The organism is Kitasatospora sp. NPDC056731, from assembly GCF_040687675.1.
Classification (GTDB): domain Bacteria; phylum Actinomycetota; class Actinomycetes; order Streptomycetales; family Streptomycetaceae; genus Kitasatospora.
Window position 1 is genome coordinate 36,157 of record NZ_JBFBNR010000016.1, and the last position, 25,137, is coordinate 61,293.

Below are 25,137 nucleotides of genomic sequence, written 5' to 3' on the forward strand. Positions count from 1 at the left end.
GCCCGGAGCGGCCTCCTTGGATCGGCAGGCGGGGGTGTCAGCCGACCTTCCAAACCAGGGGCGCGGTGTCCAGGATGTTCCCGTACGTGAGGAAGCTGGGCGGGGCCTCGTTCGGGACGAGATAGACGGCACACAGCTTGACGGACTGCCCGTCCGCGAGCGTGACCAGCGACCGGGTGTCGCACTGCGGGATCGCCTTCTGCAGGGTCGCGGCCGGCAGCGCGCCCGCCGAGTGGTCCTTGGGCTTCACCCAGACCCGCATCATGTAGGCGTCCTCGGCCAGCGGGGCGCCGGTGCGGTTGGTGAAGGAGACGGTGACGTAGTACGGCGTCTTGCCGCTGGTGGTCGTCGACGGGAGGTTGAACGGGGCGATCTCCGCGGCGGTGCCCTTGACGATCGAGACCGCGGCGGCGTCCACCACCGAGCTCTTGCCGACGTAGCGGCCGGCGCTGCCGAGCGGCAGCGGGCGGTCGTAGCTGACCTGGGTGACGTTGTTGCCGCCGGCGGTGACGGACGGCTGCGGTCCGGCCGGGGCGGTCGGGGCCGCCGGGGCGCCCGGGGTGGTGGGGGCCGCGGCGCCGGTCGGGGCGCCGGGAGCCGTGGCGGCGCCGGATGCGCTGGCGGCGCCGGTGGGCGGCGCGGCCGGGGCGCTCGGGGCGGCCGCCGGGTCGGCGTTGTCCGGCCCGCAGGCCGACAGCGCCAGGACGAGCGCCGCCGCCGGCAGGCCGGCCGCGATTCTCCGGATGGACTGGGTCTTCGTCATGGTCGTTCCCCCGTTGGATGATGTGGTCGGTGCGCCCCGCCCGGTCCCCGGGTGCCGCACGGACGTGCGGGCGTTGATCGAAAAGGGGGTGCGCCGGTGATGGTAGCCGCAGTCGGTGCGGTGCTGGCCGGATTTCTGGTGGCTCCGCTGCTGCGCGGGCTGGTCGCCCGGTTCGCCGTGCCGGAGGGCGAACCCTGGTGCGGTGCCTGCCCGTTGTGCGGGCGCGAGGTGCGGCTGCTGCCGCCCACCGGGCGCTGTCCGGGCTGCCGGGAGCGGTTGGGCGCGGGGGCCTGGTCGGTGGAGCTGGTGGCGGCCGTGGTCGCCGCCGGGCTGGCGTACGCGGCGGACGGGCCGTCGGCCGCGGCGCTGGGCTGGGCGGCCGGGCTCGGCGTGGTACTCGGCTTCGTCGACGCCAGGGTGCGCCGGCTGCCGTACCGGCTGACCCTGCCGCTGGCCGGCGGGGTGGCCGCCCTGCTGTCGGTGGCGGCGCTGGTGGAGGGGCGCCCGGGGGCGCTGCTGCGCTGCCTGCTGGTGGCCCTCGCGGTCGGGGCGCTGCTCGAACTGGCGGTCTGGATCGGCGCGTTGGGCCCGGGTGACTCCCCGCTGGGGTTCGCGCTGGGCGGGCTGCTCGGCTGGTACGGCTGGCCGGTGGCGGTCGGCGGGCTGTTCGCCGCGGTGGTGCTCGCCGGGCTCTGGGCGATCCTGCGGGCCGCCGTCGCGCTGGCCCGCCGGCGCCCGGTGCGCGGGCTCGACCTCCCGGTCGGACCGTTCCTGCTGCTCGGCGCGCTGCTGGCGGTGCTGGCCCGGTAGCGCCCGGGCCCGGTGGCGCCCGGACCGGCCCGGACGCGGGAGGGCCCGCCGTACCGGGTCGGGTACGGCGGGCCCCGCCGCCGGCGCGCAGGCCCCACCCTCAAGGAGCGGCGCGCCGGTGGGGGATTGGCGGTGGGGGGTTACGGCATCTTGTGGACGAACGGGCCGACCGCGTTGGAGAACGCGTTGCCGTTGTTGGCGTCCCAGTTGGTGGACCAGGTCATCGCGCCGCGGATGGTCGGCCACTTGGCCGGCGGGACGAAGCTGCCGCAGTTGTTGCCGGTGGCCAGGCAGTCCAGCGCGTTGTTCACCACGGTCGGCGAGACGTAGCCGCCGCCGGCCGCCTTGGCGGAGGCGGGGACGCCGATGCCGACCTGGTCGGGCCGCAGGCCGCCCTGGATGTGGGTGCAGACCTGCGAGGTGATGAAGTCGATGGTGCCCTGGTTGTAGACCTTGCCGTCGCAGCCGTTCATGCCGCCCGAGTTGTAGAACTGGGTGTTGACGACGGTGAGGATGTCCTTGGTGTTCAGCGCCAGCTGGAAGTAGGCGCCGGCGGTGCTGTACATCCCGATCGTCTCGGGCGCCATGGTCAGGATGAAGCCGGGGCCGACCTTGGCCTGGAGGGTGTGCAGCGCGTTGCCGAGCGGGCCGGCCTGGACGCCGTTCTCCAGGTCGACGTCGATGCCGTCGAAGCCGTAGTCCTTGATGATCGCGTAGGCGCTGTTGGCGAAGTTGTTGCCGGCGGTGGCGTCGCCGACGGTGATCGCGCCGTTCTGGCCGCCGATGGAGAGGACGACCTTCTTGCCGGCCGCCTGCTTGGCCTTGATGTCGGCGCGGAACTGCGCGTCGCTGTAGCCGCCGAGGGCCTTGGACAGGCCGGGGTCGAGGGTGAAGCTGATCGCGCCGGTCTGGGTGGGCACGGAGTCGGCGAAGGACACCGCGATGATGTCGTAGGCGCTCTGCACGTCGCCGAGGCGCTGCGGGGTCGAGCCGTTGTCGAAGTTCTGCCAGTAGCCGGTGACCGCGTGCGCGGGCAGGCCGGTGGCGGGCGGGGTGGTGGAGGTCGCGGTGGCCGTGGGGGTCGGCGTGGCGGTCTGGGTGGGCGTCGCGGTCGGGGTGGCGGTGGCCGTCGGCGTGCCGGTCGCGGTGGGGGAGGAGGTCGCGGTGGGCGTGGCGGTCGGCGACGGGGTGGCGGTGGCGGTCGGGCTCGGGGTGGACGGGCCGCCGGGGCCGATCAGGCTCACGTCGTCGGCGAGGTAGGCGCTCTGGCCGTACCAGCCGTGCAGGTAGACGGTGACGCTGGTGGCGTTCGCGCCGGTGGTGAAGGTGGAGGACAGCTGGTTCCAGCTGTTCTGGTTCGACCAGCTGGACGGGTCGGTGCCGCCGGTGCCGCGCGCGCCGAGGTAGACGTACGGGCCCTGGACCCAGGCGCTCAGCGTGTAGCTGGTGTTGGGCAGCACGCTGATGGTCTGGGTGCACTCGGCGGTGTCGCCGGCGCCCGGCGTGGCCTGCAGTGCGCCGGTGCCGGAGTGGACCGGGGAGGAGACGGCGGTCGCCGCGCCGGCGCAGTTCCAGCCGCCCAGCCCGCTGTCGAAGCCGCCGTTGGTGACCAGGTTGCCGACGGCCGCGCTGGCGCCGCCGGCGAAGAGGGCCAGGCCGCCGCCGGCCAGGGCGAGGGCGGTGGCGCCGGCCGCGACGGCCGGGAGGGGGCTGCGCCGGCGCTTGTGCGCGGGCTGGTTCAGCGTACGGGCCATGGGGTGACGCTCCTGGGGAGGGAGCGGCCGCCGCGGTGGGGGGCGCGGCGGCCGCGTGTGGGGGAGGGGAGGTCCGTCGTGGTGCGTGGGGTCGTCGTACGTGGGGGTGGGCGACCGCGGCGGTGCATGGTGGTGCACGGTGGTGCGTGGGGGTGGGGCGGGACCGTGGGGTTCGTTCCGCCTTGGATCAAAAGCTGGACTAGACCATTGCCGGTCGTCAAGCATTGGACAGTCGGCTTACGGATTCTTTAAGGATTCGGAGACCGTTCCGTGTCCGCCGTCGGAGCCGCCGGGCAAGGCCCGTGACACGCCCGTCGGGACGGACTCCGTACAGGACCGTGACCAGACCGCTACCTGCGGCTTTACCGTGTGCCTGCCCGCCGGAGTAGGCTGCGCCGGGGCGTTGACGCACCAGCTGAACGAGCACGGAGGGGCCGGGAATCATGGGTCTGCGCGATGTCGCCGAACGGACGCCGGGTCTGCGTACCCTGCTGGGCGGGATGTACGGGCTCTACGGCCGCCGGGTCGAGGTCCACCTCGCCCGCACCCCGCACCACATCGGCGTGATCCTGGACGGCAACCGCCGCTGGGCGAAGGCCGCCGGGGGCACCACCGTGTACGGCCACCAGCGCGGCGCCGACAAGATCAGCGAGTTCCTCGGCTGGTGCGACGAGACCCACGTCAAGGTCGTCACCCTCTGGATGCTCTCCACCGACAACCTCGACCGCCCCGCCGACGAGCTCGTCCCGCTGCTGGGCATCATCGAGGACGCCGTCACCGGGCTGGCCGCCGCCCGCCGCTGGAAGGTCCACCCGGTCGGCGCGCTGGACCTGCTCCCGCAGCACACCGCCGACGTGCTCAAGCGGGCCGCCGAGGAGACCGCCGACATCGACGGCATCACGGTCAACGTCGCGGTCGGCTACGGGGGCCGGCACGAGATCGCCGACGCCGTCCGCTCGCTGCTCCAGGAGCACGCCGGGCGCGGCACCTCGATCGAGGAACTGGCCGAGATCCTCGACGTCGAGCACATCGCCGAGCACCTCTACACCCGCAACCAGCCCGACCCGGACCTGATCATCCGCACCTCGGGCGAGCAGCGCCTGTCCGGTTTCCTGCTCTGGCAGAGCGCGCACAGCGAGTTCTACTTCTGTGAGGCGTACTGGCCGGCCTTCCGCAAGGTCGACTTCCTGCGGGCGCTGCGGGCGTTCGAGCAGCGCAACCGGCGACTGGGCCTCTGAACGGGTGAAGTGACCGCCGTAGGGCTGGCCTACCCGGAGCCCTGGTGAGGCCAAACGTTCACCGGCAATGATCCGTCAGTTCGCCGGGGGCGCGAATGCACCGCCCCTCGCCTGGGAATACTCCAGGCAGTCCGGTCCCGAGGCCACCGGGGCAGCGGGGGCCGGCTTGCCGCGGATGACGCAGGGTCATCCGCTCTGGAGGCCTAGTGGTCAGTTCCAAGAGCCGCCGGACGCCAGACCGGCGCACGTACGTTCTCGACACCAGCGTGCTCCTGGCGGACCCGCTCGCCATGTCCCGCTTCGAGGAGCACGAGGTCGTCCTGCCGGTGGTGGTCGTCACCGAGCTGGAGGCCAAGCGGCACCACCCGGAGCTGGGCTACTTCGCCCGCCAGGCGCTGCGACTGCTCGACGACTACCGCATCCGCCACGGCCGGCTCGACGAGCCGATCCCGGTCGGCGAGCTCGGCGGCACCATCAGGGTCGAGCTCAACCACTCCGACCTGTCGATACTGCCGGCCGGCTACCGGGTCGGCGGCGGCGAGGCGGACTCGCGGATCCTCGCGGTCGCCCGCAACCTCCAGGCCGAGGGGTACGACGTCACGGTCGTCTCCAAGGACCTGCCGCTGCGGATCAAGGCCAGCTCGGTGGGCCTGCTCGCCGAGGAGTACCGGGCCGAGCTCGCCATCACCTCCGGCTGGACGGGGATGTCCGAGCTGCACGTCCCGGCGGAGCAGGTGGACGCGCTGTTCGCGGCCGGCCACGACGCCGCGGTGGACGTCGAGGGGGCGGACGAGCTGCCGGTGCACACCGGGCTGGTGCTCACCTCGGAGCGCGGCCGGGCGCTCGGCCGGGTGACCGGCGACGGCCGGGTCCGGCTGGTGCGCGGCGAGCGCGAGGCGTTCGGACTGCGCGGGCGCAGCGCCGAGCAGCGGGTGGCGCTGGACCTGCTGCTCGATCCGGACGTCGGCATCGTCTCGATGGGCGGCCGGGCGGGCACCGGCAAGTCCGCGCTGGCGCTGTGCGCGGGGCTGGAGGCGGTGCTGGAGCGGGGGCAGCACCGCAAGGTGATGGTCTTCCGGCCGCTGTACGCGGTCGGCGGGCAGGAGCTCGGCTACCTGCCGGGCTCCGAGACGGAGAAGATGAGCCCCTGGGCGCAGGCGGTCTTCGACACCCTCTCCGCCGTCACCACCCCGGACGTGATCGAGGAGGTGATCTCCCGCGGGATGCTGGAGGTGCTGCCGCTGACCCACATCCGGGGCCGCTCGCTGCACGACGCCTTCGTGATCGTGGACGAGGCCCAGTCGCTGGAGCGGAACGTCCTGCTGACGGTGCTGTCCCGGATCGGCCAGGGTTCGCGGGTGGTGCTCACCCACGACGTGGCGCAGCGCGACAACCTCCGGGTGGGCCGGTACGACGGCGTGGTGGCGGTGGTGGAGAAGCTGAAGGGGCATCCGCTCTTCGCGCACATCACGCTCACCCGCTCGGAGCGTTCGCCGATCGCGGCGCTGGTCACGGAGATGCTGGAGGACATCCACCCGTGATCCGTCCCTGACCAGGACATAGTCGGACAATACGGTCAACTCTTGATGTGGGGCCCGCTCCTGACGGGGCGGGCCCTCATCCCTTTCATCACATCGAGTGCTTTCCGGCCGGGGAACTCCCGTGCGGTGAATGTGACGTGCGCCACGCGAACGGGAATTGCGTCGACAGCGTCCGGTGCGGCATGGTGAGGGTTCTGTCAGGCCCCGCGTACGGCGTGGCAGGGCTCCCGGACTCCACGAGTCCGGCCCCGGATGGTCCACCAACTCCGGTCGGTGGACGCACAATTGAAGACCGATGAGCCGTACGCCGCCCGATTCCAACGCCCGGTCGCCTCACCTCGGCCGGACGCCGGGCCAGCACCTCCCGTGACCAGAGCACCTGCGGAGGTCAGTGCCAAGGGGCATGTTGCGCCCGCACGGTCACGCGTGGGCGATGCTGGAAGGAATCCATGTGACTCGGATCTCGGTCCGGGGAGTCGCTGTGGCCTCCGCCACCGCCGTCACCGCTGTCGGTGCCGTCGTGGGTGTGGCCTCGGGCAGCGAGGGCAAGACGACGCAGACGGTCGACGTCGCGGGCGCGACCCTGCTTGCCGAAGTCCCCTCTGGCGCCCAGGCGCAGACCATCAGTGACAACATCGGCCAGCAGGCATCCGCCCAGCAGGCCTCCGCCGACGCCGCGGCCAAGGCCGCCGCCGAGCAGAAGGCCGCCGAGGAGGCCGCGCGCCAGAAGGCCGCCGCGGACGCCCAGGCGAAGGCCGATGCCCAGGCCAAGGCCGACGCGGACAAGGCTGCCAAGGCCGCCGAGGACAAGCGCAAGGCCGACGAGGCCGCTGCCAACCGTTCCAAGGCGCGTTCGGCGATGGCCGCCACCGACAACAGCGCCCCGCCGGTCTCGACCAGCCCCGGATCCGTCCAGGACATCGCCCGGCAGGTCGTCGGTGACGACACCCAGTTCCAGTGCTTCAGCCAGATCGTGAAGCGCGAGAGCGGCTGGGACTACACCGCGACCAACCGGAGCTCCGGCGCGTACGGCCTGGTCCAGGCGCTGCCCGGCACCAAGATGGCCTCGGCCGGTGCCGACTGGCGCACCAACCCGGCCACCCAGATCAAGTGGGGCCTGGGCTACATGAACAGCCGCTACGGCAGCCCCTGTGGCGCCTGGTCGTTCTGGCAGTCCCACAACTGGTACTAGGAGCAGCCATCGCCCGGCGGTGGACTCCCGACGGCCCCCGGCCGCTCGTCTCGCCCGACGAGCGACCGGGGGCCTTCGCGTTCCCGCCCACCGGGAGCCGGGTCGGGCCGCGCCGCCCGGGCTGCGCTGACCAGTGCGCCTGCGGGCGGTGCGGGCCCGGTGCGGACGCGGGGCGCGGGAAGGGGTCCTGGTTGCTTCCCGCACCGGCCGGTCCGCCGGCAGTTGGTCCGTGGCCCGAGGCCTCGCTCTCCCCTGGGGGCCTCGTCCCGACTCCTCCCCAGCGATCTCGGTCCGAAACCATCTGAAACCTGGCGTTTTGCCCCGGTTTGATGGTGAGGTTGTTCGAGCCGAACCCGGCGGGGGCCGGACTGGCCGGGCCCCCGCCGGGTAGCGTCATCCCTGACGGCCGTGGCGGGACCCACGGCGTACCGCCGGGCACGGCGGCTCAGCAGGGGAGCGGTGGTAGCGAGGATGGCGCGGGGCGGAAAGGCCTTCAAGGCCGTGGCCAAGGGCATGGCCGTGGTGGCGAGCGCGGCCGCCGTGATCGAACGGCGCCGGCGCGCCGCGATGGCGGCCGACCCGCACGAGCTCGCCGTCCCCGCACTGGCCGAGGCGCCCGATCCGGTGCCGGCCCCGCGGGTCGAACCCGCCGCGGTGCCGGCCGCCGCCCCGGCGGCCCCCTCGCCGGTGGCACCGCCAGGCCTGGCGCGGGAGTACCACCCCGGCCGGCCCGCCACCCCGGCCGAGGCCGTGCCCTGGGGGCTGCGGGTGGCCGCCGAGTCGACCTGGCGGCTGCTGCTGCTCGGCGGCGCGCTCTACGTCGTCTTCTACATCGTCGACATGCTGCGGCTGGTCGCCTTCGCGGTGCTGGCCTCGCTGCTGATCTCCGCGCTGCTGGAGCCGACGGTCTCCTGGCTGCGCCGGCACGGGGTGCCGCGCTCGCTGGCGGCGGGCGGGGTGTTCCTGAGTGGCCTGGCCGGAATCGGGCTGGTCGGCTGGTTCGTGGTCTGGCAGGTGTCCACCAACCTGTCGACGGTCACCAGCAAGGTGAAGGACGGCGTCGACCAGCTGCGGGACTGGCTGAGCACCGGGCCGCTGCACCTGACCCAGCAGCAGATCAACGACTACGCCGACCAGATCGGCAAGGCGATCACCACCAACACCGACCAGATCACCTCGGCCAGCCTGACCGGCGCGCAGATCGCCGTCGAGGTGCTGACCGCCGTGGCGCTGGCCTTCTTCACCACCTTCTTCTTCCTCTACGACGGCGCGCGGATCTGGAACTGGGCGCTGCGCGGACTGCCCCGGCACTCCCGCTTCGCCATGGCCGGCGCCGGCCCGAAGGCCTGGGCGACGCTCACCGCGTACGTGCGCGGCACCGTCTGCGTGGCCTTCATCGACGCGGTCTGCATCGGCATCGGCATCGACCTGCTGGGCGTGCCGATGGCGATGCCGCTGGCCGTGATCATCTTCCTGGGCGCCTTCGTCCCGCTGGTCGGCGCACTCGTCACCGGCACGGTCGCGATGCTGATCGCCCTGGTCACCGAGGGGCCGTGGACGGCGCTGATGGTGCTGATCGTGCTGGTCGCGGTGATGCAGATAGAGAGCCACATCCTGCAGCCGCTGATCCTCGGCCGGGCCGTCCGGGTGCACCCGCTGGGCGTCGTCCTCGGCGTCGCGGCCGGCGGCATCATCGGCGGCATCGGCGGTGCGGTGGTGGCCGTCCCGCTGATCGCCGTCACCAACACCGTGATCACCCACCTGCGCCGCCGCAACGAGGCCGGCCAGGCCGTCTTCACCGCCATGGAGGCCGCCCGCGAGGCCGCGGGCCGTACCTCCGCCGCCCCGGCCGCGGACGGCTGAGGCCGAAGCGCAACGCCGACGGGCCCTCCCGGACGTGGTGTCCGGGAGGGCCCGTCGGCGTTGGTGCGGGGTCCGTCAGGCGCCGGCGGCGGCGAGGGCGGCCTCGGAGTCGAGGACGCCCGCCACGGCCTGGAGGACGGCGGCGATCTTCATCGAGGCCTGGACGACCTCGCGCTCGACACCGGCCTTGCGCAGCACGGCCTCGTGCGAGTCGAGGCACTGGCCGCAGCCGTTGATGGCCGAGACGGCGAAGCACCAGAGCTCGAAGTCGACCTTCTCGACGCCCGGGGTGCCGATGATGTTCATCCGCAGACCGGCCCGCATCGTGCTGTACTCCTTGTCGGAGAGCAGGTGCAGCGTCCGGTAGTAGACGTTGTTCATCCCCATGATCGCGGCCGCGCCCTTGGCGGCGGTGTACGCCTCCGGGGAGAGGTTGGCCTTGGCCTCGGGCTCCAGCTCACGCAGCACGGCGGCGCTGCGGGTGGCCATCGCGCAGGACAGCACGGTGCCCCAGAGCTGCTGGGCGGGGAGGTCGGAGTTGCCGATGACCGAGCCCAGGTTGAGCTTGAGGTCCTTGGCGTAGTCCGGGAGGGCGGCCTTCAGGTCGTCGAGGGCCATGGGTCAGCCCGCCAGCAGGGCCTGGGCGTCGAGGGTGTCCTCGCCCTTGGTCCAGTTGCACGGGCACAGCTCGTCGGTCTGCAGGGCGTCCAGCACCCGCAGGACCTCCTTGGGGTTACGGCCGACGGAGCCGGCGGTCACCATGACGAACTGGATCTCGTTGTTCGGGTCGACGATGAACACCGCGCGCTGGGCGGTGCCGTCGGCGCCCTCGACGCCGCAGGCGCGCATCAGGTCGTGCTTGACGTCGGCCAGCATCGGGAAGGGCAGGTCGCGCAGGTCCTTGTGGTCCTTGCGCCAGGCGTGGTGCACGAACTCGGAGTCGCCGGAGACGCCGAGGATCTGGGCGTCGCGGTCCGCGAACTCGTCGTTCAGCTTGCCGAACGCGGCGATCTCGGTCGGGCAGACGAAGGTGAAGTCCATCGGCCAGAAGAAGACGATCTTCCACTTGCCCTCGTAGGACTTGTGGTTGATCTCGGCGAAGGCGTTCGCGGCGTCCAGGTCGACGCAGGCGTTGAGTTCGAACTCGGGGAACTTGTCACCGATCGTGAGCACGTTCGCTTCTCCTGAAGTGAGACTGAGGGGAGTTTTGTCCGGATTCCGGACACGTCCTACGGTTCCACATCGTGGACTGATCAGGGAAATAGCTACACTTGATGTGTCTGATCGGAGATGGCTATCAGTACCGAACCGCCCACGTCGCGGCCCCGCCCCCGCAGGGGTGCCGCCGCCAAACCCGAGGCCGCTGTGGCGAGCGCCACAGTCCGCAGCCCCCGGGCGCCGACCGTCGCCCAGCTCAAGGCCTTCCTCGCGGTCGCCGAGCACCGGCACTTCCGGGAGGCCGCCGCCGCCACCGGGACCAGCCAGCCGGCCCTGTCCGGGGCGGTCGCGGCACTGGAGGAGTCGCTGGGCGCGCAGCTGGTCGAGCGTACGACGCGCAGGGTGATTATCACCCCCCTGGGTGAGCGCGTGCGCGAGCACGCACGCCGGGTGCTCGCCTCGCTGCAAGCCCTCACCGAGGAGGTCGAGGCCGCCCGCCGCCCGTTCACCGGGCCGCTGCACCTCGGCGTCATCCCGACCGTCGCGCCCTACCTGCTGCCCACCGTGCTGCGGCTGGTCCGCGACCGCTTCCCGGAGCTGGAACTGCACGTCCACGAGGAGCGCACCCCCGCGCTGCTGGAGGGGCTGGCCGCCGGGCGGTTGGACGTCCTGCTGCTCGCGCTCCCGGCCGGCGGCACCTCGCCGACCCGCGACATCCCGCTGTTCGACGAGGACTTCGTCCTGGTCACCCCGCCCGACCACCCGCTCGCCGGGCGGATCGACGTCCCGCGCGACGTGCTGCTCGACCTGGACGTGCTGCTGCTGGAGGAGGGCCACTGCCTGCGCGACCAGGCCCTCGACATCTGCCGTGAGGTCGGCGCCGATCCCGGGGGCTCCACCACCCGCGCGGCCGGCCTGTCCACCCTGGTCCAGCTGGTCGCCGGCGGCCTCGGGGTGACGCTGCTGCCCGCCACCGCGCTGGACGTCGAGGCCGGCCGCACCGACCGGCTGGCCGCCGTCCGCTTCGCCGCCCCGACCCCCGGCCGCCGGATCGGGCTGGCCACCCGCCCGGGCTCGGCCCGCAGCGCCGAGTACGAGCGCTTCGCGGCCGCGCTGCGCGAGGTGCTGGCCGAACTCCCGGTCCGGATCGCCTCCTAGGGCGTGCGCGTGCCTCGGTGCCTACGGCTTCGCCGGGGCGCCGAGGCAGAGTCCGACCGTGGTGGCCACCAGCAGGTCCAGGGCCCGCAGGGTGCCGTGGTCGGGCTGCTCGCCGGGCGCGCGCAGGGCCAGGTAGCGGTCGGTGAGGCCGTCGAAGCCGGTGAGGAAGTGGACGGCGATCTCCTCGGCGGGCGCGGCCAGTTCGAGGCCGTGCGCCTCGGCGAGGGTGGTGAGCATCTCCGCGGCGGTGCGCTCGATCCCGTGCTGGAGCGCCCGCATGATCTCCTGGAGGTCCGGGTCGCGCATCGCCAGCGCCGCGAACTCGCTCAGCAGCAGGCAGCGCCCGTCCGTGCCGGTCGAACTCTCCCAGAGCGCGTGGACCAGTGTGGCGACCTGCTCGCCGAAGGAGCCGTCGCCCGGGTAGGCGGCGCGGACGTGGCCGATGAACTCGGCGGTCAGCTGCTCGACGACGGCCCGGTAGAGGTCCTTCTTGGTGCCGAAGGTGTAGTGCACCGTCGCCTGCGCCACGCCCAGCTCGGCCGCGATCGCCCGGGTGCTGCCGGCGGCGACCCCCTCCCGGGTCATCAGGTCGAGGGCGGCCTGGACCAGTTGCGGTCGGCGTTCGGAGGCGGGGACATGAGCCATCCAGCCAGGGTATCGCCATGGTCGGACAACTGCGTCGAGCGATTCCGTCGCTCGATCCTGTCGACTAACTTTGTCGCCTGACAAGGTTGCGCGTACGGTGGGCCGCGACCTGTTCAGGCACCTGCCTGCCCGACGATCTGACCGAGGGGTCACCCATGGCCACGTACCTCTACCGACTGGGCCGCTACTGCTTCCGGAGACGGCGGGCGGTGCTGGCGGTCTGGATCGCCGTGCTGATCGCGATCGGCGGGGCCGCGGGTGCCTTCGCCGGCAAGACCAGCGACGAGTTCAAAGTGCCGGGCACCGAGGCGCAGACCACCCTGGACCGGATCAAGGACACCTTCCCGGAGCAGGGCCACGGCTCCGCCCAGGTCGTCTTCGCGGCCCCCGCGCCCGGCGGCGCCACCACGCCCGAGGCGGGCAGGGCGGTCAGCGAGACGGTCGCCCGGATCGCCGCCGTCCCCGGCGTGGCCGCGGTGCCCGACCCGTACGCCACCCACGCCGTCTCACCGGACGGCCGGGTCGCGATCGCCCTGGTCTCCTTCGACCACAAGCTCGCCGACGTCACCGACCAGCAGCGCGAGGCCGTCAAGGCCGCCGCCGAACCGGCCCGCGCGGCCGGGTTGGACGTCGCCTTCGGCGGTGACGCGTACAACCGGATGGCGCAGGTCGACGGCGGCGAGGCGATCGGTCTGGCCATCGCCGGGGTGGTCCTGGTGATCACCCTCGGCTCGTTGGTCGCCGCCGGGCTGCCGCTGCTGACCGCCCTGGTCGGGGTCGGCGTGGCGATGGCCGCGATCATGGCACTGTCCGGCTCGTTCGAGATCATCACCACCGCGCCGGTGCTGGCCCTGATGGTCGGTCTCGCCGTCGGCATCGACTACGCCCTGTTCATCCTCTCCCGGCACCGCCGCCACCTGGACGAGGGCCTGGAGCCGGACGAGGCCGCCGCCCGCGCCACCGCCACCGCCGGCAGCGCCGTCGTCTTCGCCGGCCTCACCGTGGTCGTGGCGCTCGCCGGGCTCGCCGTCGCCGGCGTCCCCTTCCTGACCGTGATGGGCCTGGCCGCCTCCGGCGCCGTCGTGGTGGCCGTCCTGGTCGCGATCACGCTGCTGCCCGCGCTGCTCGGCTTCGCCGGCCGCGCCATCGACCGGCTGCCGGTCTGGAAGCGGGCGCTGCGCACCGGCGGCCGTACCACCCTGGGCGAGCGCTGGGGCCGCTTCGTGGTCCGCCGCCCGCTGGCCGTGCTGCTCGTCGGACTGGCCGGACTGGGTCTGCTCGCGGTGCCCGCCGCCAGCCTCCAGCTCGGCCTGCCGGGCGGCGGTTCGCAGGCCGCCGGCACCGATGCGCGCAAGGCCTACGACCTGGTCGGCGAGAGTTTCGGGCCGGGCTTCAACGCGCCGCTGGTGGTCGTCGTGGACGCCGGGGGCGCGTCGCAGCCGGAGTAGGTGGTGCAGGGGGTGGCGGCCAGGCTGCAGACCCTGCCGGGCGTGCGGACACTGCTGCCCCCGGCCGTCGACCAGGCCGGGCGCACCGCCCTGTTGACCGTCATCCCGCAGACCGGACCGGACGACGCCGGCACCAGGACACTGGTCAACGAGATCCGCGACCAGCGCGCGCCGCTCAAGACCTCGACCGGCGCGGACATCGCCGTCACCGGCACCACCGCCGCCAACATCGACGTCTCCACCAAGCTCGGCCAGGCACTGCCGCCGTTCCTCGCGGTGATCGTCGGCATCGCGGTGGTGCTGCTGGCGCTGGCGTTCCGCTCGGTGCTCGTCCCGCTCAAGGCGGTGGCCGGCTTCCTGCTCAGCATCACCGCCTCGCTCGGCGCGGTGGTCGCGGTCTACCAGTGGGGCTGGCTGGACGGCCTGATCGACGTGCCGAAGGTCGGGCCGGTGGTGAGCTTCGTGCCGATCCTGCTGATCGGCGTGCTGTTCGGGCTGGCGATGGACTACGAGCTGTTCCTGGTCTCCGGGATGAAGGAGCAGTACGTCCACGGGAAGGCGCCGCGGGACGCCGTGGTGGCCGGGGTGCGCGGCGGCGCCCGGGTGGTCACGGCGGCGGCGCTGATCATGGTGTCGGTGTTCGGCTCGTTCGTCTTCGGCCACGACCCGATCGTGCAGCCGATCGGCTTCGCCCTCGCGGTGGGCGTGCTGGTGGACGCCTTCGTGGTGCGGATGGCGCTGGTGCCGGCCGCGATGGCGCTGTTCGGCAAGGCCGCCTGGTGGTTCCCGAAGCGGCTGGAGAAGGTCGTACCGCGGGTCGACATGGAGGGCGAGCAGCTGATCGCGCGGCTGGAGCCGGCGGAGCAGCAGGCGAAGGAGCCCGCCGGGGTCTGATCGCTCCCGGGCGCCCGCAGCCACCCGTCGAGCCGCGGCAGCCGTGGCTCGACGGGTGGCTGCGGCCGGTTACGGCAGCCGCGGCTCGACAGGCGGCTGGGGCAGCCGCTGCTCGAACCAGACCACCTTGCCGGTGCCCAGCCGGGTGGCGCCCCAGCGGTCCGCGCACCGGGCCACTATCTGCAGGCCGCGACCGCGTTCGTCCTCCGGCCCGGTACGGCGCGGCCGCGGCAGCAGCGGGCTGTCGTCGCCGACCTCGCAGCGCAGCCGGGTGGTGCGCACCAGGCTCAGGGTGACCGGGCGGGTCGCGTGCTGGACGGCGTTGGTCACCAGCTCGCTGATCATCAGCTCGGTCGCCTCGCTGAGCTCGCCGAGCCCCCAGCGGCGCAGCGTGTGGGCGGCCAGCCGGCGGGCCCGGCCGGGCGTCTCGTTGCGCGGCTGGAGGTACCAGTGCGCGACGTCCCCGGCCGGGATGCCGTCGAAGCACGCGCCCAGCAGGGCGATGTCGTCGCCGCGGTCGCCGGGCGGCAGGATCCGCAGCGCCTCCTGGCACAACTGCTCGGGGGACTGCCAGCGGGCGGCGGCGATCCGGGCGCGGAGCACCTCCAGGCCGTCGCTGATCGGGCGGCTGCGGGTCTCCACCAGGCCGTCGGTGAACAGCAGCAGGGCCGAGCCGGGCGGGGCGGGCAGCTCGACCGAGTTGAAGTCCACCCCGCCGACCCCGATCGGGGCCCCGGAGTCCAGCTCCACCAACTCGGCGGTGCCGTCCGGCCGGACCAGGACGGGCGGGACGTGCCCGGCGTTGGCCAGCACCACCCGGTTGGCGATCGGGTCGTACACCGCGTACACGCAGGTCGCCAGGTGCTGTTCGCGGCCGAGCCGTTGGGCCTGCTCGTCCAGGTGGTAGAGCACCTCGTGCGGGGGCAGGTCGAGGGCGGCCAGGGTCTGGGCGCTGGTGCGCAGTTGGCCCATGATGGCGGCCGAGGTGAGCGAGTGGCCCATCACGTCGCCGACGATCAGGGCGACCCGGTTGCCGGGCAGCGGCACGGCGTCGTACCAGTCGCCGCCGACCTGCGCGCCGCGCTCGCCCGGCAGGTAGCGCTGGGCGAGGCGGACGCCGTGCGGCTGCGGCAGGCGCAACGGCAGCATGCTGCGCTGGAGTTCGTTGGCTATCTCCCACTCGCGGGCGTACCGCAGGGCGGTGTCCACCGCCAGCCCCGCCTGGGTGGCGAGGTGCGCGGCGGTCGCGGTGTCGGCGGCGTCGAAGGCGGGCCGGCCGGTGCGTTCAGGAGGGCGGCGGATCAGCACCAGCAGGCCGAGCACGGCCTTGCGGCCGCGCAGCGGCAGGGCCAGCACCGACGTGCCCGCGGCCAGCCGGGCCAGCCCGCGGGTGCCGTACAGCTCGCGCAGCAGTGCCTCGGTGCGTTCGGCGCCGGGCGCGCCGAGCACCGCGGACTCGGCGGGGCGGCGGCTCAGCAGGGCGTGCGCGAGCGCCCCGCCGCGGGTCACCGGGGTGGCGGGGCCGGTGTCGGCGGTGGAGCGGGAGCCGTACCGGGAGCGGTGCCGGTCGTCTGCTCCGCTGGGCCGGCCGCGCCGTCCGATCCGGGTGCCGGTGCTGTGGTGGATCCGCAGCTCGTCCGGGAAGCCGGGCTCGCGCTCGACGTTGGGCAGTGGATCGCGCAAGTGGACCACGGCGGCGTCGGCCAGCGTGGGGACGAGCACCCGGCCGATGTTGCGCAGCGTCGCGGACAGGTCGAGCGCGCTGTTGATCCGCCGGGTGGCCAGGTCGAGGTAGCCGAGCCGGCCCGCCACGTCCTCGCGCTCCGGGCGCGCGGTCGGTTGGTGTGCCGGTGCCGGTGCCGGTGCTGAAGCCGGTGCCAGGGGCAGGCCGCGCTGGCCCGGGACGGCAGGCGGCTGTCCGCCCTCGGTCTTGAGCTGGTCGCGCACGGCTGCCTGTCCTGGATTCGGTGTGGTCTCTGTGGTGGTCTGCGGTGTCCTGCTGGCGGGCCCTGCTGCCGTCCGGTGGGTCAGCCGACGCGTCGACAGCACAGGAACAGCTGTTCCTCCGGCGGCAGCGTGGTGCTGGCCGGCGCGTACGGATGCCCCGAGCACCCCTCGACGGTGAAGCCCGCCGTGACGAGAACCCGCTCCAGATCCTCCCTCAGGTACCCATTGATCCGCAGCTCTCTGCCAAGGAACGGAAGCGGAACGTGATCCAGATCCGCCTCGACCATACCGAGCGCCAGCAGTCCGCCCGGCCGGAGGAGTTCGCGCAGCCGTGCGAGCACGGTCGGGATCTCGTCCTGCGGCAGCAGGATCAGCGAGAAGAACGCGGTGACGGCGGCGAACCCGTCCTTGCCCAGCGGTCCCAGTCCGGGGGCGTTCCAGACCTGCCCGGCGCGCTCGGTGGCCAGATCGAACAGGTCGATCCGATGGAACTCCGGCGGGTGTTCGCCCGGGAACCGGGCCTGCCGGGCCAGCGAGAGCATCACGTCCGAGAGGTCTATCCCGGTCACCCGCAGCCCGCCCGCGACCAGCTGCCGGACCGTCGGGTCCCCGGTGCCGCAGCCCACGTCCAGCACCCGCGCGCCGGGTTCGAGCTCGGCCAGCAGCTGCCGTCCGCAGGCCAGCTGCCCGTCCTTGGCCGGGAACGCCTCGCCGTACCCGGCGCCGATGGTGTCGAAGGCGACGGCTTGCAGGGCACGCGCCGCCCGGCGCCGCCGCACGTCGGGCCCGTCGTCTCCCGCGTCCTCGTCGACGGGGAACGAGTCGGATATCTGTCCGGTCGTCACGATTGAGAGGCACCCTTCCACCCGTGGCCTCCGGCCGGCTGCACGCGGCCGCACGGGAGCGGGATGCCGTCCGCCCCGGCGCCCGTCCTGCCTCGCCGGCCCACACGTTGCCGGCAGACACTCGTGTGTGTACTGGCATCTGAGAATATGCGTGATCTCTGCGCCATGGGGTCCCTTTCCAGCCAACTCGTCATGCTTGGGCCGGTGTGGACGGGGTTGCGGAAGCACGACGGTGCGGGCGGGGGTGGTGCGCGCGGGCTCCGCGCGCCGCATGGCGCGCCGTAGCGGAACGGCTGACCTGCGGTTTCGCCGGGCCGAGGGCCGGCCGTCGGGCGTTTATCGAACGTCAATCGCCGGAGTGCAGAGTGGAGTCCAGCGCCGGGGAAGCGTTGAGGGCGCTCCCGCAGCCGGGGGGCTGCGGGGGCGCCGACGCGCACAACGGGGGTAGGGGCTCTGCCGGGGGGCGGAGACCTACGGCGCTGGGGAAGATGGGGGAGGCTCGGTGTGCTGTTGGGAGATGAGGTCCGCCACGGGGGAGGCCTCCGGCACACCGAGCCGCGTGAAGATCGCGTGCGCCTCGCGCAGGCAGGCGAGCCCGCGGGCGGGCTGCGCCAGGGCGAGCAGCGACTCGCCCAGCGCGGCGTTGGCGAGCCCCTGACAGTAGGCGAAGTCCATTTCCTGGGCGATCGCCAGCGACCCGTCGGCCGCCTCGGCGGCCTCGGCGGGCTGCCCGGCGACGAGCAGGGCGGAGGCCAGCCGGGCCTGGGCGTAGCCCTCCCAGAGGAGATTGCGCTGGGACTGGTAGAGCTGGTGAGCCTCGCGCAGATGGGGGACGGCCTCGGCGGTGGAGAGCACCACGCCGAGCTGGTAGAGGGTCTGGGCGAGCAGTGGGCCGTTGTTGGACGCCCGTGCGGCGGCGACACCGTCGCCGGCGGACTGGACCGCTGTCTCGGTCATGCCGAGCCGGTGCTGGACCCGGGCCATGTTGCTGACGATCCGCGCCTCGAGGATCGGTGCGCCGACGGCCTGGCTGGTGGCCCGGGCCTGTTCCAGGAACATCAGGGCCTCGGCCGGACGGTTGCCGACGTTCAGGATCACGCCCAGCATGTTGGCCGTGGCCAGGAGTAGGACGGTCGGCTCGCCCGGCTCCTGGTGGTCCAGGCTGCGGCGGAGGGATTGCTCGGACCCCTGGAAATCGCTGGTGACGGACTGCAGGGTGCCGAGGGCGAAGTACACCCGGGCGATCCCGGCGGAGTCCGCACGGCGCTGCGCGTCCTCGCCGACGGCCTCCAGGACCCGGACCACGCGCGGTCCGCGGGTCGGGTCCGGGTCGATGCTGAACAGGTAGTTCAACAGGTCGACGGCTGCGCGCTGCAAGGTGCTGGGGCCCTTCGCGGCGGCCTCGACGGCGCTCAGCAGCAGGGCACCCTCGGTACGCAGCCAGTCCTGTGCGGCCCGGCTCGTCGGCAGGTCGAGCCCCGGCGAGGTGAGGGTGGTCAGTAGTTCGGGCAGCGTGTCGTCCGGCTCGATGACCTGGGCCGCGTTGCGGACGGTCGGGATCAGCAGGTCGAGCAGGCGCAGCACCGCCCGCTCCTGCTCCGTGGTGTCGCCGATCCGCTCGTTCTGCCGCTGGGCGTAGAGCCGGAGCAGGTCGTGGTAGCGGTAGCGGCCGGGGGTGAAGCACTCCAGCATGTTCGCCTCGACCAGCGCCTCGGCGAGGTCCTCGGCGGTGTACTCGTTCGCGCCGAGCAGCGCCGCGGCGGCGGGCAGCGGGATGTCGGGGGAGTCGATCAGGGCGAGCAGCCGAAAGGCGCGGGCCTCGTCCGCCGAGAGCTGGCCGTAGCCGAGTCCGATGGTGGTCTCCACGGCGAGGTTGCCGAGTTGGAGTTCGTCCAGTCGCCGCCGCTGGTCGGCTAACCGTCTGGCCAGGTCGGAGACGCTCCAACGCGGACGGCTGGCCAGCCGGGCGGCGGCGATGCGGACGGCGAGCGGCAGGAACCCGCAGGCGGTGACCACCTGCATGGCCGCCTCCGGTTCGGCGGCGACCCGCTGCTCGCCGACGATGGCCGAGAACAGCGCCAGCGCTTCGTTCGGGGTCAGCTCCTCGACGTCGAACAACTGCGCACCCGGGATGCCGGCCAGCCGGGAGCGGCTGGTGGCGAGCACGGCGCAGCCGGAGACGCCGGGGATCAGCGGCCGGATCTGCTCGGCGTCGCGCGCGTTGTCGAGCAGGATGAGCATCCGCCGGCTGGCGAGCAGCGACCGGTAGAGGGCGGCGCGCTGTTCGAGGGAGTCGGGGCTGTCGGTGACGCCGAGCGCGTGCAGGAAGTCGCCCAGGACGGCCACCGGGTCGGCCGGCGAGGTGCCGGCGCCGCGCAGGTCGACGTACAGCTGCCCGTCCGGGAACTCGCCGCGGACGCGGTGGGCGACGTGGACGGCGAGGGTGGTCTTCCCGACCCCGCCGATGCCGGCCAGCGAAGTCACCACCACGGCCTGGCCGGTGGCGTTCATCAGGACCGTCGAGAGGTCGTCCACCAGTTCCGAGCGCCCGCTGAAGTCGGATACGTCGGCCGGAAGTTGGGCCGGTGCCGGGGGAGCGGCCGGACCGTCCTCGCGGATCGCGTGGGCGGGTACGGCAGGGAGGGTGAGCGCCGGGTCGGCCGCGAGGATGCGGTTGTGCATCGCGGACAGGCCCGCGCCCGGTTCGACCCCGAGTTCCTCGATCAGCAGCTTGCGGGTGTCGGTGTAGACACCGAGCGCCTCGGCCTGGCGTCCGCAGCGGTACAGCGCCAGCATCAGCAGCTCGCGCAGCCGCTCGCGCAGCGGGTGTCCGGCGGTCAGACCGTTGAGCTCGCCGACGATCTCGGCGTGCAGGCCGACGTCGAGAGCGGCGGTGCACAGTTCCTCGGCGGCGGCCACCTGGCGCTCGGCGAGCCGCAGCCGTTGGGCGTCGGCGTAGGGGCCGGGGATGCCGGTGAGCGGACGACCGCTGAACAGGTCCAGCGCCTGGACCAGCAGTCGGTGCGCCTCGTGCTTGTCTCCCGAGGTCCGGGCGGCCGCGGCCTCGGCGGAGAGCCGTTCGAAGACCGTCAGGTCGAGGGCCTCGCCCGGGATGCGCAGCGCGTAGCCGTCGGCGACCGAGACCAGCAGTTCGGCGGGCCGGCGCACCTCCCGCCGGGGCTCGATGACGGAGCGCAGACGGGAGACATAGGTGCGCAGCGCTGCTACGGCCTGGGTCGGGGGCCGCTCGCCCCAGAGCGCGTCGACCAGGTCCTGCGTGGTGACCGGGCGTCCGGAATGCAGCAGAAGAGTGGTCAGAACGGCCTGTTGTTGGGGGGATCCGAGGGAGAGGGGCTTGCCGTCGAGCCAGGCCTGGACCGGACCGAGGACTTGGAAGCGCAGCGCAGGGGTCTGCGGCGTCTCCCGAAACTCCATGAAAGTCCCCCGATGGCCTGTGGTGTCGATTCCGTGAAAGGGCGCTCGGCGGTCCGCCGCGGTGCTTCAGCTTAGGCGGACGTCCGACTCTGCCGGACGGCAGTGCAAGCCGCACGGTGTTTATCGGACATTTAATCAACCCTACGATACTGTCCGCACGCCCGCGCCACGGAGGTCGGGCGGGACACATTTGATGACCGAAAGGCGGCCGCCCAATGGCCAATGACCAGAGCGAGACCCCGGTGGCGTCGGCGCCCGAGAACGCGGCGACGACGGATGCCCCGGCCGTCGCTGTGGAGGCGGGCAAGGCTGTCGGGGGCGCCGTGGCCGCGTCCTCGGACCCGGCCGAGTACACCGCGCCGACTGACGCCCAGAAGGCCGCGATAGAGAACGGCCTCTTTGGCGACGAGGCCGACTACGTGGTGGACCCCGCTGCACCGGCCACCGGCGGGCCGGGCAAGAAGTACGTGCCCGAGAGCGTCGTCGGCGGCCACCCGTAAGCCGTTCCGGCCGAGCGTCCCGTGCCCCCGTGCTGTCCCGCACGGGGGCACTGTTGGTGATGGGCGCGCCAATTCGTGTGCGGGCCCACCGGGTGGCCGATTCCCTTCGGCGGTGCACGCATGGTGACCGGCGTTATCCGTAACGTGCCCGGCGGCGGGCCCGGCGCGTTCCGGAATTCCGGATTCACCGGGGGGATTGCAGGCCCTGAATACCGTGGTTTGCGTGGATTTTGCCGCAATTACCGGCCTGATCGCATTCAGGTGAATCGCGGGGTGTCGGGGGCGGGGCCGACCCGTCCGGGTTCGGCGGTCCATTCGAGGCCGCCGCCCTCGGGGCGCAGGTAGTGCTCCCCGCCGAGGGTGTCCATGTAGATGCCGGTGCGTCCGGTCCTCCGGTCGAGGACGAGTTCACCCACGTGCGGCCGGTAGGCCGCGGAGTCGCGTTGACGGGTGCTCACCGCACTGCTCCTCGCTGTTCTGGTGCGGGTGCGGCGCCGGGTGGGGGCCGCGCCCTGGTCGCTGTCCGTGTGTGTGGTGCTCGGCGACTACCCAGCATCTCTAGAGAAGCTAATATCTCTAGAGATGTCAACAGTCGTAGCCGCTTACCGTCCGCCGCGGTCGCGCCTACGATTTGTCCGAGGGAGAGGGAGCGGCGATGACCGGCAGCAGTGGCGACAAACAGCCCAAGTACCAACGGATCGCCGACACGCTGAAGGCGGCCATCGACGACGGCCGGTACCGCGCGGGTGACCGGCTGCCGGGCGAGAACGACCTCATGGACGAGTACGGCGTGGCCCGGATGACCGCCCGCCAGGCGCTCGGCGTGCTGCAGAGCGAGGGCATCGCCGAGGCACGCCGGGGAGCCGGGGTCTTCGTCCGGGACTTCCGGCCGCTGCGCCGGCGCGGGATCCAGCGGCTGGCGCAGGGGCAGTGGGGCTCGGGCCGGTCGATATGGTCGGCGGACATCGACAACCGCCTGCTGGTGGTCGACCAGGTGTCCGTCACCGAACGGGGCGCGCCGGAGCACGTCGCCCGGGTGCTGGGAGTGGATCCGGGCGCGTCGATGTGCGTACGGCACCGCCGCTTCGTGCTGGACGGCAAGCCGGTGCTGCTGTCGACCTCCTACCTGCCGGCCGGCCTGGTCGCCGGCACGGCCATCACCCGCGAGGACACCGGCCCGGGCGGCACCTACGCCCGGCTGGCCGAGATCGGCGCGAAGCCCGTCCACTTCCGCGAGGAGGTCCGCTCCCGGATGCCCGGCGCGGAGGAGGCGGCCCGCCTGGAGCTGTCGGCGGGCACCCCGGTCATCCTGATCTGCCGCACTGCCTTCGCCGACGAGGGCCAGGTCGTCGAGCTCAACGAGATGATCCTCGACGCCGCCTCCTACGTCCTGGAGTACGACTTCGACGCGTGAGCACGCGCAACGCGGCCGCCCCGGTCGCGACGAACGCGGCCGGGGCGGGGTGCATCGCTACTGGTAGTGGTAGCGGGCCTTGAGGATCATCACTTCCTTCTCGTCGGCCCGGTACACCAGGCGGTGCTCGTCGTCCATCCGGCGTGACCAGTAGCCGGCCAGGTCGCCCTTCAGCGGCTCGGGCTTGCCGATCCCGCTGAAGGGGTCGCGCTGGATCTCGCCGACCAGGCGGGTGATCCGCTGAGCCATCTTCCGGTTCGATCCGAGCCAGAACAGGAAGTCCTCCCAGGCGTCCGGGTCGAAGTGGACACTCCTCACACCTCACCCGCCAGGGCTTCCAACTCCTCCAGGGTCCTGGTGACGCCGGGGTGGCCGGCCTTGTCGCGGGCGACGGCCGCCATGAGCCGCTGGGCGTTGGCGGGAGAGCGCAGGAGATAGATCGTCTCCTGCCACGCGTCGTAGTCCTCGGCCGACATGAGGACCGCGTCCCCGCTTCTGGAGGTGATCCTTATCGGGGCGTGGTCGTCATTGACCTTCTTGATCAACGGGAAGAGCTGGGTACGTGCCTCGCTCGCACTGATCGCCATCGCCATGCCCTCCATGTTCGTACCGGTTCTCGGTACCGCCATGGTACGAGTCCTGGGTACCACCTGCCAGCGTATTGCGTCCATGCAGAACCGCCCCGGTCGCGATGAACGCGGCCGGGGCGGTTGAGGAGGCGGGGGCGGCTGGGGAGGCCGGGGCGGTTACTCCTTGGAGCGGACCCGGAGGCTGGTGATCAGCGGGCCCTCGGTGGTCTCGCGGAAGAAGTCGTTGCCCTTGTCGTCGACCACGATGAAGGCCGGGAAGTCCTCGACCTCGATGCGCCAGACGGCCTCCATGCCGAGCTCGGCGTACTCCAGGACCTCGACCTTCTTGATGCAGTCCTGGGCGAGGCGGGCGGCCGGGCCGCCGATGGAGCCGAGGTAGAAGCCGCCGTGGGCGGCGCAGGCGTCGGTGACCTGCTTGCTGCGGTTGCCCTTGGCAAGCATGACCATGGAGCCGCCGGCGGCCTGGAACTGGTCGACGTAGGAGTCCATCCGGCCGGCGGTGGTGGGGCCGAAGGAGCCGGAGGCGTAGCCCTCGGGGGTCTTGGCCGGGCCGGCGTAGTAGACGGGGTGGTCCTGGAGGTACTTGGGCATGCCCTCGCCGGCGTCCAGGCGCTCCTTGATCTTGGCGTGGGCGATGTCGCGGGCGACGACCAGGGTGCCGGTGAGCGAGAGCCGGGTCTTGACCGGGTACTTGGACAGCTCGGCGCGGATCGCGGACATCGGCTGGTCGAGGTCGACGCGCACGACGTCGTCGTCCAGGTGTTCGTCGGTGGTGTCCGGCAGGTACTTGGCCGGGTCGGTCTCCAGCTGCTCCAGGAAGACGCCCTCGGCGGTGATCTTGCCGAGTGCCTGGCGGTCGGCGGAGCAGGAGACGGCCATGGCGACCGGCAGCGAGGCGCCGTGGCGCGGCAGGCGGACGACCCGCACGTCGTGGCAGAAGTACTTGCCGCCGAACTGGGCGCCGATGCCGATCTTCTGGGTCAGCTCGGTGACCTTCGCCTCCAGCTCCAGGTCGCGGAAGCCGTGGCCGGTCTTGGCGTCGCCGGAGGTCGGCAGGTTGTCCAGGTAGTGCGCGGAGGCGTACTTGGCGGTCTTGAGCGCGAACTCGGCGCTGGTGCCGCCGATCACGATCGCCAGGTGGTACGGCGGACAGGCGGCGGTGCCGAGGGAGCGGATCTTCTGCTCCAGGAACGAGAGCATGCTCGCCTCGTTCAGGATGGCCTTGGTCTCCTGGTACAGGTACGACTTGTTGGCGGAGCCGCCGCCCTTGGCCATGAAGAGGAACTTGTACGCGCCGCCGTCGGTGGCGTACAGCTCGATCTGGGCCGGCAGGTTGTTGCCGGTGTTCTTCTCGTCCCACATGGTCACCGGGGCCATCTGGGAGTAGCGCAGGTTGAGCTTGGTGTACGCGTCGAAGACGCCGCGCGCGATGGCCGACTCGTCGCCGCCCTCGGTGAGCACGTTCTGGCCGCGCTTGCCCATGACGATGGCGGTGCCGGTGTCCTGGCACATCGGCAGGATGCCGCCGGCCGAGATGTTGACGTTCTTCAGCAGGTCGAGCGCGACGAAGCGGTCGTTCGGGCTGGCCTCCGGGTCGTCCAGGATGCGGCGCAGCTGGGCGAGGTGGGCGGGGCGCAGGTAGTGCGAGATGTCGTGCATCGCCTCGGCGGTGAGCAGCCGCAGCGCCTCGGGCTCGACCTGGAGGAAGGTGCGACCGCCGGCCTCGAAGGTGGAGACACCCTCGGAGGTCAGCTTGCGGTACGGGGTCGGGTCAGCGCCCAGGGGGAGCAGGTCGCTGTACTCGAAGTCTGGCGTGGGAGCCATGGGGGCGGTCCTTAGGTTTCCAGTGGTCCGGCTGCGTCGGCGAAGCACCCTCAAGGGTAGGACCCGGCTCCGCGTCGCACGCGGACAGGGCAGCCTGCGTGACCGGGCTCACTCGGGC

At 72.5% G+C, this 25,137-nt stretch carries 20 protein-coding genes and 1 pseudogene; 9 read left to right on the forward strand and 12 right to left on the reverse strand.

The features are described from left to right. Window positions 1-37: 37 nt before the first annotated feature. Window positions 38-763, reverse strand: a complete 726-nt coding sequence (locus AB0R04_RS18640; RefSeq protein ID WP_363372449.1) for a hypothetical protein — start codon at window positions 761-763, stop codon at window positions 38-40. A gap of 99 nt (window positions 764-862) precedes the next feature. Between AB0R04_RS18640 and AB0R04_RS18645 the strand changes: the two genes are divergently transcribed. After that, the gene (locus tag AB0R04_RS18645) at window positions 863-1,573 is read left to right on the forward strand and encodes a prepilin peptidase (RefSeq protein ID WP_363372624.1); all 711 of its coding nucleotides are present in this window, start codon (window positions 863-865) and stop codon (window positions 1,571-1,573) included. Window positions 1,574-1,713: 140 nt separating this feature from the next. Here AB0R04_RS18645 and AB0R04_RS18650 read toward each other — a convergent pair whose 3' ends face one another. After that, the gene (locus AB0R04_RS18650) at window positions 1,714-3,327 is read right to left on the reverse strand and encodes a glycosyl hydrolase family 18 protein (protein ID WP_363372450.1); all 1,614 of its coding nucleotides are present in this window, start codon (window positions 3,325-3,327) and stop codon (window positions 1,714-1,716) included. Window positions 3,328-3,770: 443 nt separating this feature from the next. On the opposite strand from AB0R04_RS18650, the gene AB0R04_RS18655 reads away from it, so the two are divergent. The 4 genes from AB0R04_RS18655 (at window position 3,771) to AB0R04_RS18670 (ending at window position 9,161) form a co-directional block, all read left to right on the forward strand. Next, entirely contained in the window at window positions 3,771-4,565 is a 795-nt protein-coding gene (locus tag AB0R04_RS18655; RefSeq protein WP_208869076.1) for an isoprenyl transferase, read from the forward strand. A 206-nt stretch (window positions 4,566-4,771) separates the two neighbouring features. Continuing rightward, window positions 4,772-6,106 carry a PhoH family protein gene (locus AB0R04_RS18660; protein WP_363372453.1) on the forward strand — a complete coding sequence of 445 codons (1,335 nt, stop codon included), beginning with the start codon at window positions 4,772-4,774 and terminating at the stop codon, window positions 6,104-6,106. A 433-nt stretch (window positions 6,107-6,539) separates the two neighbouring features. Beyond that, window positions 6,540-7,298 carry a transglycosylase SLT domain-containing protein gene (locus tag AB0R04_RS18665; protein ID WP_208869075.1) on the forward strand — a complete coding sequence of 253 codons (759 nt, stop codon included), beginning with the start codon at window positions 6,540-6,542 and terminating at the stop codon, window positions 7,296-7,298. A gap of 471 nt (window positions 7,299-7,769) precedes the next feature. Beyond that, on the forward strand, window positions 7,770-9,161 hold the full coding sequence (locus tag AB0R04_RS18670; protein WP_363372455.1) for an AI-2E family transporter: 1,392 nt from the start codon (window positions 7,770-7,772) through the stop codon (window positions 9,159-9,161). A gap of 75 nt (window positions 9,162-9,236) precedes the next feature. On the opposite strand, the gene AB0R04_RS18675 is transcribed toward AB0R04_RS18670, so the two are convergent. Both AB0R04_RS18675 and AB0R04_RS18680 read right to left on the reverse strand, forming a co-directional pair. Further along, on the reverse strand, window positions 9,237-9,779 hold the full coding sequence (locus AB0R04_RS18675; RefSeq protein ID WP_063347992.1) for an alkyl hydroperoxide reductase: 543 nt from the start codon (window positions 9,777-9,779) through the stop codon (window positions 9,237-9,239). Between the two features lie 3 nt (window positions 9,780-9,782). After that, entirely contained in the window at window positions 9,783-10,334 is a 552-nt protein-coding gene (locus AB0R04_RS18680) for a peroxiredoxin (protein ID WP_063347991.1), read from the reverse strand. Between the two features lie 192 nt (window positions 10,335-10,526). On the opposite strand from AB0R04_RS18680, the gene AB0R04_RS18685 reads away from it, so the two are divergent. Continuing rightward, on the forward strand, window positions 10,527-11,477 hold the full coding sequence (locus tag AB0R04_RS18685) for a LysR substrate-binding domain-containing protein (RefSeq protein ID WP_063347990.1): 951 nt from the start codon (window positions 10,527-10,529) through the stop codon (window positions 11,475-11,477). 21 nt (window positions 11,478-11,498) lie between these two features. On the opposite strand, the gene AB0R04_RS18690 is transcribed toward AB0R04_RS18685, so the two are convergent. Further along, on the reverse strand, window positions 11,499-12,122 hold the full coding sequence (locus AB0R04_RS18690; RefSeq protein ID WP_363372459.1) for a TetR family transcriptional regulator: 624 nt from the start codon (window positions 12,120-12,122) through the stop codon (window positions 11,499-11,501). A 155-nt stretch (window positions 12,123-12,277) separates the two neighbouring features. Here AB0R04_RS18690 and AB0R04_RS18695 point away from each other — a divergent pair. Next, a pseudogene (locus AB0R04_RS18695) lies at window positions 12,278-14,464 on the forward strand (MMPL family transporter). A 69-nt stretch (window positions 14,465-14,533) separates the two neighbouring features. Here AB0R04_RS18695 and AB0R04_RS18700 read toward each other — a convergent pair. From AB0R04_RS18700 to AB0R04_RS18710, 3 genes are all read right to left on the reverse strand, one after another. Beyond that, window positions 14,534-16,411 (reverse strand): ATP-binding SpoIIE family protein phosphatase, encoded by a 1,878-nt coding sequence (locus tag AB0R04_RS18700; RefSeq protein ID WP_363372462.1) that lies wholly within the window; start codon window positions 16,409-16,411, stop codon window positions 14,534-14,536. A gap of 80 nt (window positions 16,412-16,491) precedes the next feature. Then, on the reverse strand, window positions 16,492-17,190 hold the full coding sequence (locus AB0R04_RS18705) for a class I SAM-dependent methyltransferase (RefSeq protein ID WP_363372626.1): 699 nt from the start codon (window positions 17,188-17,190) through the stop codon (window positions 16,492-16,494). Window positions 17,191-17,727: 537 nt separating this feature from the next. Continuing rightward, window positions 17,728-20,691 (reverse strand): BTAD domain-containing putative transcriptional regulator, encoded by a 2,964-nt coding sequence (locus tag AB0R04_RS18710; protein ID WP_363372465.1) that lies wholly within the window; start codon window positions 20,689-20,691, stop codon window positions 17,728-17,730. A gap of 215 nt (window positions 20,692-20,906) precedes the next feature. On the opposite strand from AB0R04_RS18710, the gene AB0R04_RS18715 reads away from it, so the two are divergent. Beyond that, a complete protein-coding gene (locus tag AB0R04_RS18715) occupies window positions 20,907-21,191 on the forward strand; it encodes a hypothetical protein (protein ID WP_363372467.1) in 285 nt (94 codons plus the stop codon). A 257-nt stretch (window positions 21,192-21,448) separates the two neighbouring features. Here the strand turns inward: AB0R04_RS18715 and AB0R04_RS18720 are convergent, their stop codons facing one another. Further along, entirely contained in the window at window positions 21,449-21,649 is a 201-nt protein-coding gene (locus tag AB0R04_RS18720; protein WP_363372469.1) for a hypothetical protein, read from the reverse strand. Between the two features lie 197 nt (window positions 21,650-21,846). Here AB0R04_RS18720 and AB0R04_RS18725 point away from each other — a divergent pair, with 197 nt between their 5' ends. Further along, window positions 21,847-22,605 carry a GntR family transcriptional regulator gene (locus tag AB0R04_RS18725; protein WP_063347983.1) on the forward strand — a complete coding sequence of 253 codons (759 nt, stop codon included), beginning with the start codon at window positions 21,847-21,849 and terminating at the stop codon, window positions 22,603-22,605. 57 nt (window positions 22,606-22,662) lie between these two features. Here the strand turns inward: AB0R04_RS18725 and AB0R04_RS18730 are convergent, their stop codons facing one another. The 3 genes from AB0R04_RS18730 to AB0R04_RS18740 all read right to left on the reverse strand — a co-directional run bounded on the left by AB0R04_RS18730 (window position 22,663) and on the right by AB0R04_RS18740 (window position 25,019). Then, the gene (locus AB0R04_RS18730; protein ID WP_363372471.1) at window positions 22,663-22,923 is read right to left on the reverse strand and encodes a Txe/YoeB family addiction module toxin; all 261 of its coding nucleotides are present in this window, start codon (window positions 22,921-22,923) and stop codon (window positions 22,663-22,665) included. Further along, window positions 22,920-23,192, reverse strand: a complete 273-nt coding sequence (locus tag AB0R04_RS18735) for a type II toxin-antitoxin system prevent-host-death family antitoxin (RefSeq protein WP_063351171.1) — start codon at window positions 23,190-23,192, stop codon at window positions 22,920-22,922. The genes AB0R04_RS18730 and AB0R04_RS18735 overlap by 4 nt, the downstream gene beginning before the upstream one ends. A 159-nt stretch (window positions 23,193-23,351) precedes the next feature. Continuing rightward, on the reverse strand, window positions 23,352-25,019 hold the full coding sequence (locus AB0R04_RS18740) for a fumarate hydratase (RefSeq protein ID WP_063347981.1): 1,668 nt from the start codon (window positions 25,017-25,019) through the stop codon (window positions 23,352-23,354). Window positions 25,020-25,137: the final 118 nt, after the last annotated feature.

Coding starts and splice junctions, on each gene's coding strand:
- AB0R04_RS18715 (WP_363372467.1), top strand. CDS start 20,907: ATGGCCAATGACCAGAGCGAGACCCCGGTGGCGTCGGCGCCCGAGAAC.
- AB0R04_RS18655 (WP_208869076.1), top strand. CDS start 3,771: ATGGGTCTGCGCGATGTCGCCGAACGGACGCCGGGTCTGCGTACCCTG.
- AB0R04_RS18670 (WP_363372455.1), top strand. CDS start 7,770: ATGGCGCGGGGCGGAAAGGCCTTCAAGGCCGTGGCCAAGGGCATGGCC.
- AB0R04_RS18725 (WP_063347983.1), top strand. CDS start 21,847: ATGACCGGCAGCAGTGGCGACAAACAGCCCAAGTACCAACGGATCGCC.
- AB0R04_RS18710 (WP_363372465.1), bottom strand. CDS start 20,691: ATGGAGTTTCGGGAGACGCCGCAGACCCCTGCGCTGCGCTTCCAAGTC.
- AB0R04_RS18675 (WP_063347992.1), bottom strand. CDS start 9,779: ATGGCCCTCGACGACCTGAAGGCCGCCCTCCCGGACTACGCCAAGGAC.
- AB0R04_RS18735 (WP_063351171.1), bottom strand. CDS start 23,192: ATGGCGATCAGTGCGAGCGAGGCACGTACCCAGCTCTTCCCGTTGATC.
- AB0R04_RS18740 (WP_063347981.1), bottom strand. CDS start 25,019: ATGGCTCCCACGCCAGACTTCGAGTACAGCGACCTGCTCCCCCTGGGC.
- AB0R04_RS18650 (WP_363372450.1), bottom strand. CDS start 3,327: ATGGCCCGTACGCTGAACCAGCCCGCGCACAAGCGCCGGCGCAGCCCC.
- AB0R04_RS18665 (WP_208869075.1), top strand. CDS start 6,540: ATGCTGGAAGGAATCCATGTGACTCGGATCTCGGTCCGGGGAGTCGCT.
- AB0R04_RS18645 (WP_363372624.1), top strand. CDS start 863: ATGGTAGCCGCAGTCGGTGCGGTGCTGGCCGGATTTCTGGTGGCTCCG.
- AB0R04_RS18690 (WP_363372459.1), bottom strand. CDS start 12,122: ATGGCTCATGTCCCCGCCTCCGAACGCCGACCGCAACTGGTCCAGGCC.
- AB0R04_RS18640 (WP_363372449.1), bottom strand. CDS start 763: ATGACGAAGACCCAGTCCATCCGGAGAATCGCGGCCGGCCTGCCGGCG.